14 protein-coding genes and 3 rRNA genes are annotated in these 21,156 nt (G+C 39.9%); 9 read left to right on the top strand and 8 right to left on the bottom strand.

Annotation, left to right across the window (positions count from 1 at the left end):
• Positions 1–45: 45 nt before the first annotated feature.
• The 3 genes from AB9L17_RS01960 to AB9L17_RS01950 all read right to left on the bottom strand — a co-directional run bounded on the left by AB9L17_RS01960 (position 46) and on the right by AB9L17_RS01950 (position 4,029).
• The gene (locus tag AB9L17_RS01960) at positions 46–732 is read right to left on the bottom strand and encodes a DUF3600 domain-containing protein (protein WP_223554538.1); all 687 of its coding nucleotides are present in this window, start codon (positions 730–732) and stop codon (positions 46–48) included.
• Entirely contained in the window at positions 725–1,249 is a 525-nt protein-coding gene (locus AB9L17_RS01955; RefSeq protein WP_068985107.1) for a sigma-70 family RNA polymerase sigma factor, read from the bottom strand. The genes AB9L17_RS01960 and AB9L17_RS01955 overlap by 8 nt, the downstream gene beginning before the upstream one ends.
• Positions 1,250–1,680: 431 nt before the next feature.
• The gene (locus tag AB9L17_RS01950; protein ID WP_223554540.1) at positions 1,681–4,029 is read right to left on the bottom strand and encodes a M13-type metalloendopeptidase; all 2,349 of its coding nucleotides are present in this window, start codon (positions 4,027–4,029) and stop codon (positions 1,681–1,683) included.
• A gap of 638 nt (positions 4,030–4,667) precedes the next feature.
• On the opposite strand from AB9L17_RS01950, the gene AB9L17_RS01945 reads away from it, so the two are divergent.
• Positions 4,668–5,162 (top strand): hypothetical protein, encoded by a 495-nt coding sequence (locus AB9L17_RS01945; RefSeq protein ID WP_068985103.1) that lies wholly within the window; start codon positions 4,668–4,670, stop codon positions 5,160–5,162.
• A gap of 528 nt (positions 5,163–5,690) precedes the next feature.
• On the opposite strand, the gene rrf is transcribed toward AB9L17_RS01945, so the two are convergent.
• The 3 genes from rrf to AB9L17_RS01930 form a co-directional block, all read right to left on the bottom strand.
• Positions 5,691–5,806: ribosomal RNA gene (rrf, locus tag AB9L17_RS01940) — 5S ribosomal RNA — on the bottom strand.
• Between the two features lie 308 nt (positions 5,807–6,114).
• Positions 6,115–9,042 (bottom strand): 23S ribosomal RNA (locus AB9L17_RS01935).
• A 181-nt stretch (positions 9,043–9,223) separates the two neighbouring features.
• Positions 9,224–10,775: ribosomal RNA gene (locus AB9L17_RS01930) — 16S ribosomal RNA — on the bottom strand.
• The 16S, 23S and 5S rRNA genes sit together here, the layout of an rRNA operon.
• Positions 10,776–11,666: 891 nt before the next feature.
• Between AB9L17_RS01930 and AB9L17_RS01925 the strand changes: the two genes are divergently transcribed.
• The gene (locus AB9L17_RS01925) at positions 11,667–12,092 is read left to right on the top strand and encodes a hypothetical protein (protein ID WP_375199967.1); all 426 of its coding nucleotides are present in this window, start codon (positions 11,667–11,669) and stop codon (positions 12,090–12,092) included.
• 77 nt (positions 12,093–12,169) lie between these two features.
• Here the strand turns inward: AB9L17_RS01925 and AB9L17_RS01920 are convergent, their stop codons facing one another.
• Entirely contained in the window at positions 12,170–13,846 is a 1,677-nt protein-coding gene (locus tag AB9L17_RS01920; RefSeq protein ID WP_375199966.1) for a hypothetical protein, read from the bottom strand.
• A gap of 166 nt (positions 13,847–14,012) precedes the next feature.
• Here AB9L17_RS01920 and AB9L17_RS01915 point away from each other — a divergent pair, with 166 nt between their 5' ends.
• The 7 genes from AB9L17_RS01915 (at position 14,013) to AB9L17_RS01885 (ending at position 20,409) form a co-directional block, all read left to right on the top strand.
• Entirely contained in the window at positions 14,013–14,663 is a 651-nt protein-coding gene (locus AB9L17_RS01915) for a lysoplasmalogenase (protein ID WP_375199965.1), read from the top strand.
• A gap of 96 nt (positions 14,664–14,759) precedes the next feature.
• A complete protein-coding gene (pepT, locus tag AB9L17_RS01910) occupies positions 14,760–15,989 on the top strand; it encodes a peptidase T (protein WP_068985941.1) in 1,230 nt (409 codons plus the stop codon).
• A gap of 88 nt (positions 15,990–16,077) precedes the next feature.
• Complete coding sequence (locus AB9L17_RS01905) at positions 16,078–17,028, top strand: multidrug resistance efflux transporter family protein (protein WP_223554656.1); 951 nt, start codon at positions 16,078–16,080, stop codon at positions 17,026–17,028.
• A 680-nt stretch (positions 17,029–17,708) separates the two neighbouring features.
• Positions 17,709–18,416 (top strand): Fe-S oxidoreductase, encoded by a 708-nt coding sequence (locus AB9L17_RS01900; RefSeq protein ID WP_068985936.1) that lies wholly within the window; start codon positions 17,709–17,711, stop codon positions 18,414–18,416.
• Between the two features lie 332 nt (positions 18,417–18,748).
• Positions 18,749–19,240, top strand: coding sequence for an RNA polymerase sigma factor (locus AB9L17_RS01895; protein ID WP_068985935.1), 492 nt, complete (start codon positions 18,749–18,751; stop codon positions 19,238–19,240).
• A gap of 5 nt (positions 19,241–19,245) precedes the next feature.
• Positions 19,246–19,731: a hypothetical protein gene (locus AB9L17_RS01890; protein ID WP_068985934.1), complete on the top strand. Its 486-nt coding sequence runs from the start codon at positions 19,246–19,248 to the stop codon at positions 19,729–19,731.
• 33 nt (positions 19,732–19,764) lie between these two features.
• Positions 19,765–20,409: a YesK family protein gene (locus AB9L17_RS01885; protein WP_068985955.1), complete on the top strand. Its 645-nt coding sequence runs from the start codon at positions 19,765–19,767 to the stop codon at positions 20,407–20,409.
• 63 nt (positions 20,410–20,472) lie between these two features.
• On the opposite strand, the gene AB9L17_RS01880 is transcribed toward AB9L17_RS01885, so the two are convergent.
• Positions 20,473–21,153 (bottom strand): GNAT family N-acetyltransferase, encoded by a 681-nt coding sequence (locus AB9L17_RS01880; protein ID WP_223554661.1) that lies wholly within the window; start codon positions 21,151–21,153, stop codon positions 20,473–20,475.
• Positions 21,154–21,156: the final 3 nt, after the last annotated feature.

Raw genomic sequence — 21,156 nt, 5'->3', positions numbered from 1 at the left:
ATTAACTTGGTATATTTTATTATCCAGCTGTCTTCTATCTATAATTTAATTTCCAATTTGTTTTTCATTTACATAAATTAAGTATTCTTGAGCTTCCAAGAATTCCTCTTGTGACTCTGTAGGAATTATATCGACCTCAGGAATACTTGAGACTCCTAGTTGTGCCATAATCGTTTCATAGGTCATTAGGGCTTGAATATATTGTTCATATTCTTCAGCTGTTAAAACCTCTTTGCTTGATGGGAGTCCGTTTAATTTGTCAAAGTATGGTTGAATTTCGTACATAGCTTCTTTAATTTTCTCTAATGGTTCTACAGGGAGTTGAGAATAATCTATGTTTCCATTGTTATCACCATATTCCAGTTTTGCATTTGTAAATACATTTAGTAAATCTTTAAATTGTTCAAATTCCTCTTTTCCTAGGTCACCTTTTGCTTGATTTAGTTTTGCATCAAATAATAAGTAACTTTCCATTGTAACATTTGCCACATGTTTTTTTAGATTATCAAATGAACCATATAAATGATCGGCAAGTAACGCCTGATAAGCAAATACACCTGTTGGAATCATTAAACAAGCAGAAATAACAGCTATAGCCAATCGTTTTTTTACAAAACGATTCAGTTTACCACCCATTTCAGAATTTGCTTTATTAATGCCCAATTTACTTCTTTCATGAATCTCTACAGGGATTTCAATTTTTGAAAACTCTTGCTTTAGATGGTTATGCATAGTTATCTACCTCCTTTAAATTTTGGCGAAGCTTATCTAACGCACGGTATAAGACAGACTTTGCGGTTCCAAGCGGGATGTCTAATATCTCTGAAATTTCCTTTAATGTACGATCGTCGTAATATTTTAGTAAAATGACACTCTTCTCATCCTCTTTTAAAGTATCAATCAGCTTGTGTAAAGATAAAGTAAGTGCAATGTCTTCATCTTCTGCCCCAGTAAGCACTTCAAAGTCTAAATTTAGCGGGATCACCTTTTTATTTTTATTGATTAAGCTCAATGCACAATTAATCGTAATTTTCATGAGCCATGTCTTGAAATATTCTGGTTTTTTCAATGTACTGATTTTCTTAAATGACTGATAGGCCACTTCTTGAACAAGATCTAATGCATCATCTTTATTTTTTACATAGACATAAGCCATTCGATAAATATCTGCTTCGTACTGCTGAAAAAGCATTAAGTAAGCTTTATCATTTCCTTTTTGTGCTTTCTTTACTAGACGTTCAAGTTTCATCTTAATTCCTCCTTTCGTTTTGGTTTTACATCTATTAGATAAACTGGAAGGTGATTTGGCTTAAATTTTTTTAATTAATTTTATGTAATGGGGTTTGGGAAGGTTTAATGAATGTACACTTTGTCAAAATAACACATAACTAAAATCAGTAGTTCAAAGTATTGGGATGGGAAATTGTAAAAAAATAAGCACTTATTTTGTTAATAATCGCCATTGTTTTATTAGCAGTTTGGTTCGGGGCTTACTTATATCGAAATAAAAAAAACAGAATTTAATCTACACGTTAATGTAGATTAAATCTGCCTTTTTGTTTTAACAGCAACAATCTTTGAGAAAACAGCCTTACTCTAAAAAGGACTTCCTAGACAACCTCTTTGCCTTTATACACTGATGTAAGAGTTATCAGGAATTAGCTCTATCTGCTCTGATTTTTACCAGATGGAAACTCGATCCTCCGGAGCTACATACATGCCATCTCCAGGCTTGATTCCATAGGTATCATAGAATTGCTGGAAGTTCACAATCGTGCGGTTTACCCGAATTTTATTAGCTGAATGTACATCGTTTTTGCTCAGAATCACTGCAAATTCTTTTGTTGTTGTGGATTTCCACATTTCTGCATTGCTTTCGAAATATGCTTTATAATCTGGATTACTCATATTGGATACAACTTGTAGTGAAGCGGCCATTCCGCCCAAATCGGCGACATTCTCGCTTAGTGTAAGCTGACCGTCGTTCAACACACCCGGAATAATCTCAATGTTATTATAGAACTCAATCAGTTCCTCGTTCTTCTCTTTGAATTTCTTAAAGTCTTCTTCTGTCCACCAGTTATTTGCATTTCCATTTTCGTCGTATGCAGATCCGTTGTTATCAAATGCATGGCTGATTTCATGGCCAATGATCATGCCAATTGCCCCATAGTTTTCTTCAGGTTTAGCGTTAATGTCATAGAAAGGCGCTTGAAGAATACCGGCAGGGAACGTAATTTCGTTATTAAGCGGATTGTAGAAAGCATTTACGGTATATACGCTTGTTCCCCATTCCGTTCTATCAACCGGTTTTCCTAGCTTGGCTTTTGTGTTATCAATATATGCTTTGTTTACTGTGAAGGTATTAGAGAACAGCGAGCCGCCTTCGTCATATGTCTTGATCGCTACTTTATCTAATGTCGTATCCCACTTATCTGGGTAACCGATCTTAACAATCATCGTATCTAGCTTTTTAATCGCTTTATCTTTTGTCGTTTCTGACATCCAATCAAGGGATTTAATTCTTTCTTCATACGTAGCAATTAATTTCTCTACCATTTGCTCAACATCTTTTTTAGCTTCTGGTGAAAAATGTTTCTCGGCAAACATTTGCTCCAAATATCCGCCCATTGTGCCAGTTGTCTTGGCTACTGCGATTTCCTGATCTGTTTTTTCTCCTGTAACGCCATATAACGTTGCGGAAAACTCATTTGCAGCGTCTCTGAATTCATCTGACAACAAACCGCCTGTTGCCGAAAGCAGTTGTACTTTTGAGTAAGCTTTAAGTACGTCAAGATTAGCTTCATTCAAGAGTTCCGAGCCTTTTTGCGCCAACTTTTCATCGATTACGATCACTTTATCTGCACTGTCGACTTTCATCGATTTCAAGACTTGTTTCATATCTACTGTTTTGAACATGTCATCAAATTGTTCGATTGTATACGGATTATAGTATTTATTGACATCGCCTTGTTCATGAGGTTCAAGCGATACGGAGGCTAGGCTTTTCTCCATTCCATAAATTTTCTCGGCATGGGCTTTCGCTGCAGACTCTTTCTCTCCCGATGACACGAGAAGTTTGGTCATATATTGAATATAGGCTTTTTTCGCTTTTTCGTCTTCCGTTATAAAGCTGTTCTTATCCAGACCGGTAGCTAATCCAGTGTAATACAAAGCATTTTCGCTGCTGTTCTTTGCATCGCCCATGATTGCAAAGCTGAATAATGAACTTAGACCCAATTCTTTCTCCAGGGTAAGATCTGCTTGAACGAGCTCATCAAGCGTTTTAGCCCCTTCAATGTCCTTTACATATTTTTGAATGGGTTCAATCCCTTGTTTATTTCTATTTTTTGTATCTAACGCTGTTGCATAGAAGTCTGCAATTTTCTGTTCTTTTGTTCCTTCTGTGAATTGTTTGCCAGCGAGCTCATCTATTATTTTTTCTATTTTATTGTTATTTTGCTTATGCAGCTCGGGAAAAACGCCGCCCATGATTTCTCCTGCCAGAATTGTCGATTTATTTAACCATTCCTTATTAATTGCTTCATAAAAATCGTCATTTAAATGGGAGCCTTTAAGCGTCCACACTCTGGCAATCATGTTTTGGAACTCATCGATTGTAATATTGTCATTTGCGCCTAATGTACCGTCAGGTTTGCCCGTCAGTACGCCTGCTTTTGCCAGTTTATCGATATCTTTCTTAGCCCAAGCGGGTACATCGGTGAACTCGACGCCAAATGTTCCACTGCGCAGATCATTTCCGACTGGCTCTGGCAATTCGCCGAATGCTCTACTCAACATGACTAAAGCTTCAACCTTCTTAGCTGGCTCATTCTCTCTTAAATCGTTAAAGCCTTGCATAACGTATTCTTTATTAATTCCTGGTTGATAAGCGTCTGCTGCCACCAACAAGGTTTTAACGATCTCTCCTCTTGTCGCTGGTGGCGACGTTTCATCGGCATACACCGATACGCTAACTGATAGGACCATTATTATGGCCATGAATAAAGATAAAAACTTCTTTTTCATCTTCGTGCTCCTCTACGATATATTTGTATAAATAAAGATAAATGAATAGAATTTAGTATATCCCCATTTATATTCCATTATAGTTAATTTATTTTAGTTTGAAAATATGTAAGGAGCTTTTTCATTTTCAAGAGAGCATTATCTAGTCTAGAGCTTTTAAGCTAGAGCGGTACCACAAGAACCAGTTGCCAAAGTCGATGGCAGCTTTTCTTATTATGCGAACGAGGCAGTATAATGTAATAAAGGGTCGGTGAAATAATTACTACATCATTATAAAGCGTTCATTCATCAGTGTTTACTTTACATGATAACCAAATATTATTTTAAGTACACCTAATATAGCACTGAAAGGATTTCGACCATGCACATTGAGATTTAAAGTCATGTTGAGCATTATTTCTCCTAAACTAAGTGAAGTTTTTGAGGTTAGAGCCTGCTGAAATTTTATAATCAGAATCAAACTCGTCCTCCGCCGATTAAAGATGTTCGTGTTTAGATTAGAATAAAACAAATAATTAGATTACAAGCGTGAGGCAATCCGCTTCCGAATTTAGGTCAATGACTTAGGACATCTTACCTACCATTTCCTATTATTTAAACATATGCTATTAAAGATTATAGAAAGGATAGGTGAGATAATGAATGTAAGACCAGCTTGCAAGTGTTTAGAAACTGTTTCTGTTAGGGACATGAGGGAAGTCTTAAGTAATTTTAGAAATTCACCTGGTGACATTCAAACTATTACTAGAAGCAAAGCTGTGTTGAATTTTTCGGACATTTCCTGTGGAACGGTTACAGCAAATCTTCCTAATGATGGTGGACAATTGGATATTGCAATATGTTATATTTTTTCCTACAGGCCATTAATGGTTAATACTTCAACATGTGTTAGGCCAAAATGCAAAAATTGTAGTTGTATTGAAGACCCCTGTGTAATATCCATTCGCGAACGGTTAGAATTACACAAGGAAAATAACCAATTATTAAATGTCTATTCAACTGGCTTAAATTCGATAACTCGGGTAAATGTGATTGAAGTCCGTGATGGTGTAGCTACGTTTAAAGAACCTGGTGTAAAAAATGTGATTTTTGTATCACTATGGTTAATTGAAAGTTTAGAACCCACAGTTTAGTAAGTACATCACTCGAAGACAAGACACTCGCCGTCCGTGTGACCTCTCCATCGATGAAGGTCAGTGCTCCCCTACTCGTTTTCCATGAGACAAACGTGACAAGAGGGTCTAATGTTCTTATTCCAATAATGGTCATCCATACTTCTTTTATACAATTAGCGTATGCAATAATAACAATTTGGTAAATATGTTTTTTAAGTAACGGGGTGCGTTTGTTGAACAAGAGCTACAAAGAAATACCCAAACTTATTTATAAAAACTATTTACTAATATTACCAGAAAAGAAAGCATCTTGATCAATCTTTGTTCAATGTACTTTCTTTTCATATACTATAAAAATGACTTTTAGAATTACGTATCAAACTTTATTCCAAACCAACAAACCTTCAGGTCCTGCATCTCCGTCAGTTGGCGCTCAATATATTGCTCCATCGTCTATATTTCTTAACCTTCAGCTAGATCGTTGGCAGGAATCACAATTAATTGCAAATAAAAAAGCCGAGGAATAAATCCTCGACTTTTACAGGTGCCTAGCGACGTCCTACTCTCACAGGGGGAATCCCCCAACTACCATCGGCGCTAAAGAGCTTAACTTCCGTGTTCGGTATGGGAACGGGTGTGACCTCTTTGCCATCATCACTAGACTATTTTCGACCTCCAATACACGGCGTATTACTGCGTCAGCTTCTCTCGCTCAATCGGTCACGTACAGAGGTACGCTCCCTCATTCACTCGTTTGCTTCCTTGTACTACTTGTGTCTTGAAGCTCTCTTCGGCTTCCAATATACGTCGTATTTCTTCGTCAGCTTCTGTCGCTCAGTCAGTCACGTACTTGAGTACGCTCCTTCCCTCTCTCCATCGCTTCCTCGAACTACTCGTATCTTGAAACCCTTATATGAAAGGTTTTGTTCTTTCAAAACTGGATAAACGTGCATTGAATGTTTCAAACATTTTGGTTAAGTCCTCGATCGATTAGTATTCGTCAGCTCCATGTGTCACCACACTTCCACCTCGAACCTATCTACCTCATCGTCTTTGAGGGATCTTACTTACTTGCGTAATGGGAAATCTCATCTTGAGGGGGGCTTCATGCTTAGATGCTTTCAGCACTTATCCCGTCCACACATAGCTACCCAGCGATGCCTTTGGCAAGACAACTGGTACACCAGCGGTGTGTCCATCCCGGTCCTCTCGTACTAAGGACAGCTCCTCTCAAATTTCCTACGCCCACGACGGATAGGGACCGAACTGTCTCACGACGTTCTGAACCCAGCTCGCGTACCGCTTTAATGGGCGAACAGCCCAACCCTTGGGACCGACTACAGCCCCAGGATGCGATGAGCCGACATCGAGGTGCCAAACCTCCCCGTCGATGTGGACTCTTGGGGGAGATAAGCCTGTTATCCCCGGGGTAGCTTTTATCCGTTGAGCGATGGCCCTTCCATGCGGAACCACCGGATCACTAAGCCCGTCTTTCGACCCTGCTCGACTTGTAGGTCTCGCAGTCAAGCTCCCTTGTGCCTTTACACTCTACGAATGATTTCCAACCATTCTGAGGGAACCTTTGGGCGCCTCCGTTACCTTTTAGGAGGCGACCGCCCCAGTCAAACTGTCCGCCTGACACTGTCTCCTGCCCCGCTAAGGGGCATGGGTTAGAATTTCAATACAACCAGGGTAGTATCCCACCGACGCCTCCTTCGAAGCTGGCGCTCCGAGATCTCTGGCTCCTACCTATCCTGTACAAGTTGTACCAAAATTCAATATCAGGCTACAGTAAAGCTCCACGGGGTCTTTCCGTCCTGTCGCGGGTAACCTGCATCTTCACAGGTACTATAATTTCACCGAGTCTCTCGTTGAGACAGTGCCCAGATCGTTACGCCTTTCGTGCGGGTCGGAACTTACCCGACAAGGAATTTCGCTACCTTAGGACCGTTATAGTTACGGCCGCCGTTTACTGGGGCTTCAATTCGCAGCTTCGCTTGCGCTAACCACTCCTCTTAACCTTCCAGCACCGGGCAGGCGTCAGCCCCTATACGTCACCTTACGGTTTTGCAGAGACCTGTGTTTTTGCTAAACAGTCGCCTGGGCCTATTCACTGCGGCTCTCATGCGCTTGCACGCTCAAGAGCACCCCTTCTCCCGAAGTTACGGGGTCATTTTGCCGAGTTCCTTAACGAGAGTTCTCTCGCACACCTTAGGATTCTCTCCTCGACTACCTGTGTCGGTTTGCGGTACGGGCACCTCTCACCTCGATAGAGGCTTTTCTTGGCAGTGTGAAATCAGGAACTTCGTCCATACGGACTCGCCATCACAGCTCAACGTTACAGTGTGCGGATTTGCCTACACACACGCCTTACTGCTTGGACGCGCACAACCAACGGCGCGCTTACCCTATCCTACTGCGTCCCCCCATTTCTCAAACGGTGAGGAGGTGGTACAGGAATATCAACCTGTTGTCCATCGCCTACGCCTATCGGCCTCGGCTTAGGTCCCGACTAACCCTGAGCGGACGAGCCTTCCTCAGGAAACCTTAGTCATACGGTGGACGGGATTCTCACCCGTCTTTCGCTACTCATACCGGCATTCTCACTTCTAAGCGCTCCACCAGTCCTTCCGATCTGACTTCAACGCACTTAGAACGCTCTCCTACCACTGACATCGTAGATGTCAATCCACAGCTTCGGTGAATCGTTTAGCCCCGATACATTTTCGGCGCAGCGTCACTCGACCAGTGAGCTATTACGCACTCTTTAAATGATGGCTGCTTCTAAGCCAACATCCTGGTTGTCTGTGCAACGCCACATCCTTTTCCACTTAACGATTACTTTGGGACCTTAGCTGGTGGTCTGGGCTGTTTCCCTTTTGACTACGGATCTTATCACTCGCAGTCTGACTCCCGTGTATAAATATCTGGCATTCGGAGTTTGTCTGAATTCGGTAAACCGGGATGGCCCCCTAGTCCAAACAGTGCTCTACCTCCAGTATTCTCATCACGAGGCTAGCCCTAAAGCTATTTCGGAGAGAACCAGCTATCTCCAAGTTCGATTGGAATTTCTCCGCTACCCACACCTCATCCCCGCACTTTTCAACGTGCGTGGGTTCGGGCCTCCAGTAAGTGTTACCTCACCTTCACCCTGGACATGGGTAGATCACCTGGTTTCGGGTCTACGACCACGTACTAATTCGCCCTATTCAGACTCGCTTTCGCTGCGGCTCCGCCTTCTAAAGCTTAACCTCGCACGTAATCGTAACTCGCCGGTTCATTCTACAAAAGGCACGCTATCACCCATTAACGGGCTCTAACTACTTGTAGGCACACGGTTTCAGGATCTCTTTCACTCCCCTTCCGGGGTGCTTTTCACCTTTCCCTCACGGTACTGGTTCACTATCGGTCACTAGGTAGTATTTAGCCTTGGGAGATGGTCCTCCCGGATTCCGACGGAATTTCACGTGTTCCGCCGTACTCAGGATCCACTCAGGAGAGAACGAACTTTCGACTACAGGGCTTTTACCTGCTCTGGCGGACCTTTCCAAGTCGCTTCATCTAACTCGCTCTTTTGTAACTCCGTATTGAGTGTCCTACAACCCCAAGAGGCAAGCCTCTTGGTTTGGGCTCTTCCCGTTTCGCTCGCCGCTACTCAGGGAATCGATTTTTCTTTCTCTTCCTCCAGGTACTTAGATGTTTCAGTTCCCTGGGTCTGCCTTCAAGACGCTATGTATTCACGTCAAGATACTACGCGATTAAACGTAGTGGGTTCCCCCATTCGGAAATCTCCGGATCAAAGCTCACTTACAGCTCCCCGAAGCATATCGGTGTTAGTGCCGTCCTTCTTCGGCTCCTAGTGCCAAGGCATTCGCCGTGCGCCCTTAATAACTTAACCAAGTTATTAAGCCTATAAAAAACTTAAAAAAATAAATGTGTTTGTTACAATTTCAATGTCGTTTTATCCAGTTTTCAAAGAACAAGTTTTGAAGTAATTCATTCAGAAGAATGAACCTTCAAAACTGAACGCAAAACGTAATCTTACAAACCCTAGGTTTGTATTCCGAAAATATCCTTAGAAAGGAGGTGATCCAGCCGCACCTTCCGATACGGCTACCTTGTTACGACTTCACCCCAATCATCTATCCCACCTTCGGCGGCTGGCTCCAAAAGGTTACCCCACCGACTTCGGGTGTTACAAACTCTCGTGGTGTGACGGGCGGTGTGTACAAGGCCCGGGAACGTATTCACCGCGGCATGCTGATCCGCGATTACTAGCGATTCCGGCTTCATGTAGGCGAGTTGCAGCCTACAATCCGAACTGAGAACGACTTTATCGGATTAGCTCCCTCTCGCGAGTTGGCAACCGTTTGTATCGTCCATTGTAGCACGTGTGTAGCCCAGGTCATAAGGGGCATGATGATTTGACGTCATCCCCACCTTCCTCCGGTTTGTCACCGGCAGTCACCTTAGAGTGCCCAACTAAATGATGGCAACTAAGATCAAGGGTTGCGCTCGTTGCGGGACTTAACCCAACATCTCACGACACGAGCTGACGACAACCATGCACCACCTGTCACCGTTGTCCCCGAAGGGAAAACCATATCTCTACAGTGGTCAACGGGATGTCAAGACCTGGTAAGGTTCTTCGCGTTGCTTCGAATTAAACCACATGCTCCACCGCTTGTGCGGGCCCCCGTCAATTCCTTTGAGTTTCAGTCTTGCGACCGTACTCCCCAGGCGGAGTGCTTAATGCGTTAGCTGCAGCACTAAGGGGCGGAAACCCCCTAACACTTAGCACTCATCGTTTACGGCGTGGACTACCAGGGTATCTAATCCTGTTTGCTCCCCACGCTTTCGCGCCTCAGCGTCAGTTACAGACCAGAAAGTCGCCTTCGCCACTGGTGTTCCTCCAAATCTCTACGCATTTCACCGCTACACTTGGAATTCCACTTTCCTCTTCTGCACTCAAGTCCCCCAGTTTCCAATGACCCTCCACGGTTGAGCCGTGGGCTTTCACATCAGACTTAAAGGACCGCCTGCGCGCGCTTTACGCCCAATAATTCCGGACAACGCTTGCCACCTACGTATTACCGCGGCTGCTGGCACGTAGTTAGCCGTGGCTTTCTAATAAGGTACCGTCAAGGTACAGCCAGTTACTACTGTACTTGTTCTTCCCTTACAACAGAGTTTTACGATCCGAAAACCTTCTTCACTCACGCGGCGTTGCTCCATCAGGCTTTCGCCCATTGTGGAAGATTCCCTACTGCTGCCTCCCGTAGGAGTCTGGGCCGTGTCTCAGTCCCAGTGTGGCCGATCACCCTCTCAGGTCGGCTACGCATCGTCGCCTTGGTGAGCCGTTACCTCACCAACTAGCTAATGCGCCGCGGGCCCATCTTATAGCGACAGCCGAAACCGTCTTTCAGTATTTCACCATGAAGTAAAATAGATTATTCGGTATTAGCCCCGGTTTCCCGGAGTTATCCCAAACTATAAGGTAGGTTGCCCACGTGTTACTCACCCGTCCGCCGCTAACGTCAAAGGAGCAAGCTCCTTCTCTGTTCGCTCGACTTGCATGTATTAGGCACGCCGCCAGCGTTCGTCCTGAGCCAGGATCAAACTCTCCATAAAAAGAAATTTGATTAGCTCAAATTGTTTTGCTGGCATCATGTTTGATGTCCAAAATTTTGTTTCGTTCACTAACTCAAGGTTAGCTACTAAAAACTTTATTGATTACGTTTTGCTTGTTCAGTTTTCAAGGTTCATTTCGTCGCCGTTTCATTTCAGCAACTTTTATATCATAACATTTCTTGTTTTTGTTGTCAACTTCTTTTTTAGAAGTTTTTTGCTCCTTTTCAGAAGCGACAACTCTTATATAATATCATTCTTGGTTATCGATGTCAACATCTTTTTAAAATGTTTTTTCGAAGCCGTTTTCGTTCTTGCGTCGTCTTAACGACAAGTAATAATTTATCACGATTCCATTACATCCGCAAGTGTTTTTTTGCTACAAAATTATCTTTTTTTGAAAAATAATTAGTTAGTAAGCTATTTTGTGTTTTTTCGAGCAATAAACAACTCTTGTAATCTTCTAGCTACTACTTTATTTGTTTTACTATACATCTCTTTCTCATAAAATCTCAACAAGCTAAATCAATTATGCCTCAGCATAATTGCGTCTGGAATCGGCTTTGTGCTTAGGCCTGTCGATGTTTTTTGTGCGAAAGCGAAGCAACACGACATTGGTCACTCAGGCGTTTTCACAGGATGTGAAGCTATTAGCCTGAGTTCCTCTATTGCAGCGGGAGTTTGGATACCCACTGAAAAGAGATTTAAAACCGCATTCATCTCACATCTATAGAAGCAGGAGACTTCTATACCTGCCGCTACGCTTTCAGTACACAAAACATTTGCTGAAAGAAGTTAAATTTAAATATAAATTAAACAAAAAGACTCTTTCCTTTTCATATAATTCCATTAATACTAATAGATGATACCATTATAAAAAGGAGCTATGTAAAAATGTCCTATGCCAATAAACATCTTGCTCGTACCTTAGAACAACAACATAAGCGAAGTGTGAGAGGTTTATTTTTAAAAATTCAAGACTTAAATAATGATTGCACATTATTAAGAAAGCGACTTGAGCCACATATCGACTTAACCGTTTATACGAATGCTATTGATTACGTCAATCAATTCGTTTCTCATACTACGATCCTCAACTTAAAATTTATTACAAATACGCAAAATCTAGAGGTGGTTGTGTTACATAGCCTTTTATTAGCACATATTATAGAAAATGAAGACGCTTATTCTTTTAAACATGAACATACATTACTTCAAGGATACATACATGAAATATTTGCGTTAAATGATTATGCCAAGACACTTTATACGAATCATCAGGAAAAGATGCTTCACTATATGGAGTCTCATCCAACATAAAAAAAGACGATCTTCGCAGCAATGCAACTAGATCGTCTTTTTTCTTTATTCTACGCCATGGCGAAATTGATTTCCTTCTATTGTAGTCCTTTAATAATCAATGATCGAACTGGTAAGAACTGCTCTCCTGTGTCACCGTAAGTGAGAATTACCTCATCACCTTCTTGTAAATAAATTGCAAGAGGTTCTGTTTCTGAACTTACCACATAGTTTTCTCCGTTATTCAGTAAAAATGATGCAACTGTAAAGTCACCGAGACGTTCTTTGTATACGCGAAGCACCTTGCCACTAGCATTTTTTTCTTCTGCATGTGAGCTGCCTTCAACCTTATTTCCGCCTCGACTTAAAGCTGTTTTATATAACTTTAATGCCTCTTTTGGCGTTGGCGCATAAACGGAAATTTCAGGATTTGCCGCGGACACGATGAAATAATTTTGTAAGAAACCATTTGAATCAAGCACCGCTGTTAGCCAGCTTGCTTCACCGTAGAAGTTATACAAGACTGGCATTTTTCCAGTCCATTTTTTCTCGATAAATTTCTTCTCAATAATTTGCAAATTACCTTGTGAATCCATATAAGAAGAATCTGAATTCCCTGTATAGTAGGTTGCTTCACCTGTTCGAGCATTTGTTAATGAATAGCCAAGCATCGAATCGACACCCTCTTTAGGACTCGTAAAGTCTGTGAAATAATACATATCACCTTTCTCGTCAAAAATTGGGCTAACATTTGACTCTGTTCCCTCATCAGAAGGAAGTTTCACATCTTTCTTACCAAACCTACTGTTCCAAAATCCGTGAACGTAATTACCGAAATAGCTATTTTGTAAGCTTACTGTCTCAGGTGAAACCGCTCCATCAATAAACTCTGGGACATCCGCTAACTTAATCACCTCTGATTTTCCCGTCAGCGCATCTACAAGCACGATCCCTTTTACATCAAAGCCATTACGTCCTGAAATAAAATCACCGTATGATTGGATGTAGTATGGCTTACCATCTTCATCCACTTCAAGTTGTACATCCCCATAAAAAATAAGGTAAGGATGTTGTAAACGGATATGACGCTCTAAATTTGCATTTAAGTAAGCTGAAGGAACATACTTCATTTCTTGCTCAACAAATTTAGGATTATCTGCTGAATCCGTTGCGCTCATGATAAAGTAACCAGGTGTCGTTTTACCATTCATCCATTTAAAGAGGCTAGAGAACTCAACTGGAGCTATATAGACATACTCACCATTCACTTTTTGAATTTGTAAACGCCCTAGCTCATAATAACTTGTATTCGGTACTTGCCCGAACGCTTTTTTCATCTTATTACGCGCAAATTGAGATGGCACACTTGCTGGTGTCTGTGTTTCATCAAACGGTTTTATTTCAACTTCTTCCTTCATTTCAGCTGATTTAAATTTTTCGTTAGCATTCCATAAAGGCGCAGATAATACATACACCGCAATACCTAAACTAGCTAAAAATAAAACACCTTTTATTTTTCTTTCAATGCCACTCGCAAGAAGTGCGCCACCTAATGTTAATAGAATAATAGCTGGCCAAAAAGCAAGCCAGTTTACGTCCATTTTTGTCACATATACTGTTATACCTGTAGCTAAAAATCCTAGTACAAATACACCTATAAAGAAGTATCCAATTACCTTTTTAGATCCGTCTTCTCGCTTTTTCGTTATAAGCGGTGTTAATAAAACACTCGCAATTAGTCCAATAACTGCCGAAGCTAATAATAGCTTGGTCATTTCGTTCACCCTCTCTTAGCTGACTGTCTACTTATTTACGGCTACATATCAAAAAAGTTTCATACATAAGGTGTGTATAGTAAACTCTTTATGTATCACCTAAAACTTTGAATACAGGAAATTCTATCATAGATAAAGAATTTTTAAAGAAAAGGAGATGAGAAATTTGTCTAAAAAAATTTTACTAACACTCATTATGTTGTTTGGCTTCTATTATATTTTTTTCTTTTCCCAAATTGCAGAAAGCTTGAAACTTGTTTTTAAAGTTATCCCAATGCTTTTAATCATTATTTTAGCGGCTACACAAAAGAACTTAAGCATTAAAAAATATCAACTACTGATTATCATCGGACTTGTGTTTTGTATGGTCGGTGATTATACGCTACAGTGGTTTCTAATTGGGCTAACGAGCTTCTTGATTGGACATATTTTTTATATCTTCGCCTTCTCTTCTACGAATGAACGACAAGTGCCGACTTGGGCGAAGATTGTATTACTCGTTTACGGGGCGAGCATGGCTGTGTGGATTGTAGGTACTGTGTTTTCATCAGGAGATGTCGTACTTGGTTTCGCTGTAATTGCCTATATTTCTGTCATATTAACGATGGGTTGGACTGCGATTAAAACAGGTTCGACTTTTGCAACGATTGGAGCTCTGCTATTTATCGCATCTGATTCCTATTTAGCTGTTGATAAATTTGTTATGCCCTTAACATTTTCACATGAGTTTATTATGCTGACATATTACAGTGCCCAAGTACTTATTGCGTTAAGTATTCTTCAATATTCCGAAATCCGAAGTAAAGTGTTACAATAATATCAATTATGCCTCAGCATAATTGCGTCTGGAATCGGCTTTGTTTTTGGACACCTGCCGAAAGAAGTTACACATACACATTAGGAGGCCATACTTATGAAAGAACAAGTAATCGAGCGATTAGTTCGCTATGCAAAAATTGATACACAATCTGATTTCACAAGCGAAACAACTCCTTCCACACAAAAACAATTTGACTTATTGCACGTACTAAAAGATGAACTTACTGCAATAGGCCTAACTGACATTACATTAGATGAAAATGGTTATTTATTTGCGACACTTGAAGCAAATACAGATAAAGATGTGCCTACTATAGGTTTTTTAGCGCATGTTGACACTACGACAGATTTTACTGGCACAAACGTGAATCCACAGCGCATTGACAATTACGATGGTGGAGATATTCAGCTAAACGAAAATCTAGTGATGTCTCCAGCAGATTTCCCTGAGCTAAAAAATTATGTAGGTCAAACGTTAATTACAACGAATGGTACTACATTATTAGGCGCTGACGATAAAGCTGGTATCGCTGAAATTATGACTGCCATGGAATACTTAATAAATAATCCTTCGATTAAACATGGCAAATTACGTGTAGCCTTTACGCCTGATGAAGAAATCGGCCGTGGTCCTCATAAATTTGATGTCGCTGCATTTGGAGCCGACTATGCTTATACGATGGATGGCGGACCTCTTGGCGAGCTACAATACGAAAGTTTTAATGCAGCAGGTGTAAAAGTAGTGACAACAGGTACGAGTGTACACCCTGGTTCAGCAAAAAATAAAATGGTTAATGCCATCACAATGGCAATCGCCTTCCAAAATGAAATGCCTATTGATGCTGTACCAGAAAAAACAGAGGGCTATGAGGGCTTTATTCACTTAATGGGCTTTAAAGGTGCGATCGAGCATACCGAGCTTTCCTATATCGTACGTGATCATGACCGTCAAAAATTCGAGGCGAAAAAACAACTAATGCTTGATGCAGCAGCGAAAATGAAAGCTCAATATGGTGAAGATGCTTTAAGCATTACAATTGAAGATCAATACTATAATATGGGCGAAAAAATTGAGCCTGTAAAAGAAATCGTTGATATTGCACGTGCAGCTATGGAAAAGTTAGATATTACACCAATTACACTTCCAATCCGTGGCGGTACTGATGGTTCTCAACTTTCTTACATGGGCTTACCGACACCAAATATTTTTGCAGGTGGCGAAAATATGCACGGTAAATTCGAATATGTATCTGCCGAAACAATGGAAAAAGCAACACAAGTTATTATTGAAATCGTACAGCTATTTGAACAACAAGGAAAATAGTTACGAAGAAGGGTTTACCCCTTCTTCGTAATTTTTTCAAAATAAATAACTGAATCTTCAAATTAAAAAAGGTTTTGAGGTGACTTTAATGAAAGAAATTGCATTAGGCATTTTAGCCTCACTTTTTTTTGCTGTTACTTTTATATTAAATCATGCAATGGAAATGCAAGGCGGTAGCTGGCTATGGAGTGCATCCCTGCGCTACTTCTTCATGTTACCGTTTCTACTTGTTATAGTTTTTTATCGCAAAGGATTTACACAGCTTTCAAGTGAAATGAAAGCACAGCCTGTAGCCTGGATGCTTTGGAGCTTTATCGGATTTGTATTATTCTATGCACCGCTGACATTTGCAGCAGCATTCGGTCCAGGCTGGCTCGTTTCTGGCACATGGCAATTGACAATTGTCGCTGGCGTATTACTAGCTCCCCTCTTTATTTCAGTAGTCGCTGGGAAAACAGAACGTCAAAAGATACCACTTATTTCATTGCTAATTTCATGTGTCATTTTAGTCGGAATTTTACTTATTCAAATACCACAAGCACAGTCTGTTCCATTTAAAAGTTTATTGCTTGGCATTTTACCTGTTATCATTGCTGCCTTTGCCTACCCTCTTGGTAACCGCAAAATGATGGAAGTCTGCGGCGGACGCATCGATACATATCAACGAGTTCTTGGCATGACCATCGCCTCGATGCCCGCATGGATTATTATGGCCATTTATGCAATGGCAACGGTCGGGCTTCCCTCAATCAGCCAAGTGACACAATCATTGCTTGTAGGTATAAGCTCTGGCGTCATCGCGACAACTTTATTTTTCATTGCGACTGACCGTGTTCGCGATCATCAAGGCAAGCTCGCAGCAGTTGAAGCAACACAATCCACAGAAATACTCTTTGTCATTATTGGTGAAGTATTATTACTCGGCATTGCATTCCCAGATCCAATCGCTCTTGCGGGCCTAGGTGTCATCATCATTGGTATGCTGTTACATAGCTACTACACGATGATACTAGGGAGAAAAAGTGTTGTCTCCTCATAGCAGTACACATACAGTGGGCTGCTTTTTTGGAGAAATTTATTTATCGAAACTATTTAGGCTTTAACTAAAATTCGGGTCCATACAATCAAAAAAGTAAAGGATTTGTTATTCATAAGACCTTATTTCGCTGCTATATCCACTGATATAAACGTAGCCTCCCCCACGTTATGTTGATGATTTCATTTTTATAGGAATACTTTGAAGACTTATCGGAACAATTTTAGCTTTTATCGGATTATTATCTCGTTTTATCGGAACAACTTCGGCTTCTACAAAAAAACGACTCAATCACAATGGATGAGTCGTCAGAAGATTTTACGTTCCCAAAAAATGAGGGGGGGTTTTAGGAGCGTTATCATGAACTAGCAAACTTCTGGAGAAAAGTAGCTAAAGTTCATCCTCTCTACACTGTATTGTAGAAGAGGAATATTCTTTATACGATAATGATAATCATTATCAATTAAAAAGTCAACACTTATCTGAAAATTATTTTAGTTTTTTATTGCAATGACTACACCCTCAGCTAGAAATGCAGAGAACAATCTATACAAAGGCTGCACAATAAAAACCAACCTTTCAGATATGTTTAATTAATTTTACTACATTGCATTCCATTTGTGAAGCAAAAATGATTAATCTATAATTGAAGTAGCAAACGATTGAAAGAAAAGGTGATGACAATGCCAGCATTAACGATGGATCAAGTTCGACAATTGAATTCCTATAGCATTTATACGACAGAACCAAAGCGAACATTATTTACTTTAGCTGATATACATAAAGACTTTTACCATCCTGACTTTTTAAACCTAATGATGGGTATTACAGACGCAGCAACGGAAGCAGCAGCTATTTCTCATTTCGCACGCCGCTACGGTATGTTTTTCGCTATGCAACTTTACATGCTTGCCGCCTATGACGAAGTGTGGGTTGGTAAACCAATCGAGCTTCGCTTTGATGCAGCAAAAGAGTTCAACAGCTTTACAGTCGCAATGTTTGTCAACCCCAATGATTGGCGTTATGTCGATGAAGATGAACGCCAGGCAGTGATTGAGAAAATCCTATATGATGGGCATGTTATTGTTCAACAGCTTCGTAAAGTAACGTCTATTTCCCCTCTGACAATTTGGGAGAATTTCTTTGGTTATCTACTTTGGCACTATCATATATTGTTGTCTAACCCCGGCTTGGCTGACCAAGCAATGGAGGATATCGAGGCCTTAGAGGATCCTAAAACGTGGGCTCGCTTCTCTAATAAATCGTGGTGGGCGCAATATACAGGAGGTCAAAGTCCAACTAATTTAGTGAACGTTCCTGTACGAAAATCATGTTGTTTTTCTAAAGATATACCCGGTTTAATGGCTTGTGGCTTCTGCCCAATTAAATAATACTCTCTTTAACAAAAAAGCATTACCTCTCATAATAATTGAAAGGTAATGCTCAGACTATAGACAAACGGTACTCCTGATTGCATTAAACTATATTACATTTTAATCGTGTGGCCTCGATATTCAACATTTTGAGAGAAGTGTCGAATATCGAGGCCTTTATCTATGGTGGGACTAATCTTGGATGAAAGAGAATCCATTTTGATCCATCTTTTATTCAAAAAAAGAAGGCTTTCGATAAAACTAGGAAGTTTAACTATTATTCAAAAAAATTAAAACTTTTTCCAATTTGAATCGTCTCTTTAGTGCGCGACATCTTACGGAGGATAAAAATGATAAATCAAAATCCATTTGAGGTGATTGAAAAGATTTATGAGGAGCATTACACATATTTGCGGAACTTTTTAATTGGATTAACTAAAAGTTATGACGTAGCCGATGACATCATTCAAGAGTTATTTGCGAAGATTTTAACAGATCCATCGAGAGTTCAACAAGTTACTTATATGAAAAGCTGGTTAGTGAAGGCAGCCAAAAATACACTCCTCGATCATTACAAAAAGAGAAAACCAGCGCTGTTTCATGATGAAAGTGTAATTGAAAGCTTATTAATTGATAATCAAACACCCGAATCAAAGGCAATAATAAATTCCCAAATTCTAAGTACATTAGGTTATTTATCAACGAGTGATAAGGCCATTTTTTTAGCTAAATTTCATTATGGTTATGATTATCAAGAAATAAGTACACTTTTGGATATACCGATCCCTACATTAAAGTCCAAAATATTTAGGATGAGAAAACAGATGGCTAGAAAGAGGTGAAAAAGATGGAGGATTCCCAAAAGATTCATATTCTTTCGCGGGAGTTAATCTCTGTATTTGATGAGCTAGAACAGGAAACAAAAGAAGTGGTTTTGGAACATATTCACGACTGTAGTGAGTGTAAGCAATTATTTAATGAATTAGCTGATGGAAGTTATCCGATGTTAGAACGGAGTGAAGAAGTAGAAATAAAGCCATTAAAGAAATTAGTTCAGTTTAATCATGGCCTTAAATGGTTGTTTATTTCCATTAGAGCCCTCATATTATTTTACATCTTATTTTCTTCTTTTCACTTTTACAACTGGGAATTGTCTGCTGATGCGGCCCTTGAATATATCAAAAGCGTTACTTTCATGTTCTATTTCCCAGTAGCTATTTTTTTAACAGTATTCACGATGATCTTTTTTACCAAAAGGTGGATTACACTCTCAATTCTTTTTGATTTAGGGATTATATTTTTTTTAGATACATTTATGTCGATTTTCTATTAATACATTAATCTATTGGGGGTGAAGAAATTGGGAATGATAAGTTCAATTGGTTTCATTATAGGAGCATGTATTTTCCTTTTTACTTTAATAGCTATGAAAAAAACAGGAAAGTTCTACTTGGCTCCGATTGTGACATTTTTAATTGCTGTGTTTACCGTCGTATACGGATTGTTCAAAGTGGGAGGCTTTGAAGGGATGGGTTTTGGCATTATTGGAGTAGGTATTTTGATAGCTGCTATGGTTGGGACGTTGTTACTTCCTTTTACGAAAGGCCTAAGAAAATCTGAATTTAACAAAGTGGATAAATCAATCTTGTTTATAGTCCCAGTCCTTATTTTTGCTATTATTGGTTGGGCGATCACCTTAGATGAAGGTTATTGGATCAATGAAGAAGGCGTCATTGTGGCTGGTAACGATACATCCTCCTACTACGAGGTATCTACGATTTCTGAAGGAATGAAACAAATTCATATTCAATTAGGCGAGAAATATAAAGGAAAACATCTGGAAATAAAAGATGTAAAGACCCTAGGGAACACTGAAATCACAGTTAAGGTTGTCGATAAAGAGAAAGATACAGGACTCCCATTTATAAAGATAGGCCTAGAAAAAATTGTTGAGCCGTTAGTGGTCCAAACAACTGATGGAGAGAAAATCAATTCTAAATCTAATAACTAAAATAAACTGAAAAGCTAAGCCTTACCCCTCACAATAAGTAAAAGGTAAGGCTTTTTACTTTATTTATTTCTCATAAACGACGAACCAATCATTTTGATCCTCATACATAGAAGTACCTAGATAGCCCTGCTTTAAAAGCTGTTGCTGACCAACTGTATCGTCCATTGAAATCAATTTCTTCTCTGTAAAGATTGGTAGTTCTTGTCGCAAATCTTTATAGAAAATATAACGCAACTTATCTACATACTTAACCTTTAATCCCTTTACGACTAAACCTTGAGAGAATTTATCCTTTAAGCTAGGAATATTATATGGTTTTACCGTTGAGCATACATAATCATATTTTTCTAAATCAATATGCCCCATCACAACTTTGGCTAACGTCTTTTGTAAGCCATAGCCACGATAAGCTGGAGAGACATTCGATATTTCTTGATATAATACGCGATTAAATTCATCCTCGGCAATCCCACAATCAAAGCCAAGGTGCTCATCATCAACAGGTGGGTTCAATAATGCGCGAAAGGCAATTAACTCATCCCCTACGTAAGCACCTATCATCATGCCATTACCTTTTAAAATATAGTCGAATTCTTCTGTACTCAGTGGCTGTAAGATGCTTTGGTCCTCTAAAGATTCATAAACCTCAAGCTGTAATTTCTCAATTTCTTCTAAATGCTGAAGATTTAATGCTGAAACAAAAAACGGCGTTTCCCCAAGCATACCTTCATAAATTTTTTCCATCTC

It is taken from the genome of Lysinibacillus sp. RS11 (genome assembly GCF_042019215.1).
GTDB lineage: Bacteria > Bacillota > Bacilli > Bacillales_A > Planococcaceae > Lysinibacillus > Lysinibacillus xylanilyticus_A.
Note: the sequence above shows the minus strand (reverse complement) of the source record. Positions and strands in the feature narration are given on the sequence as shown.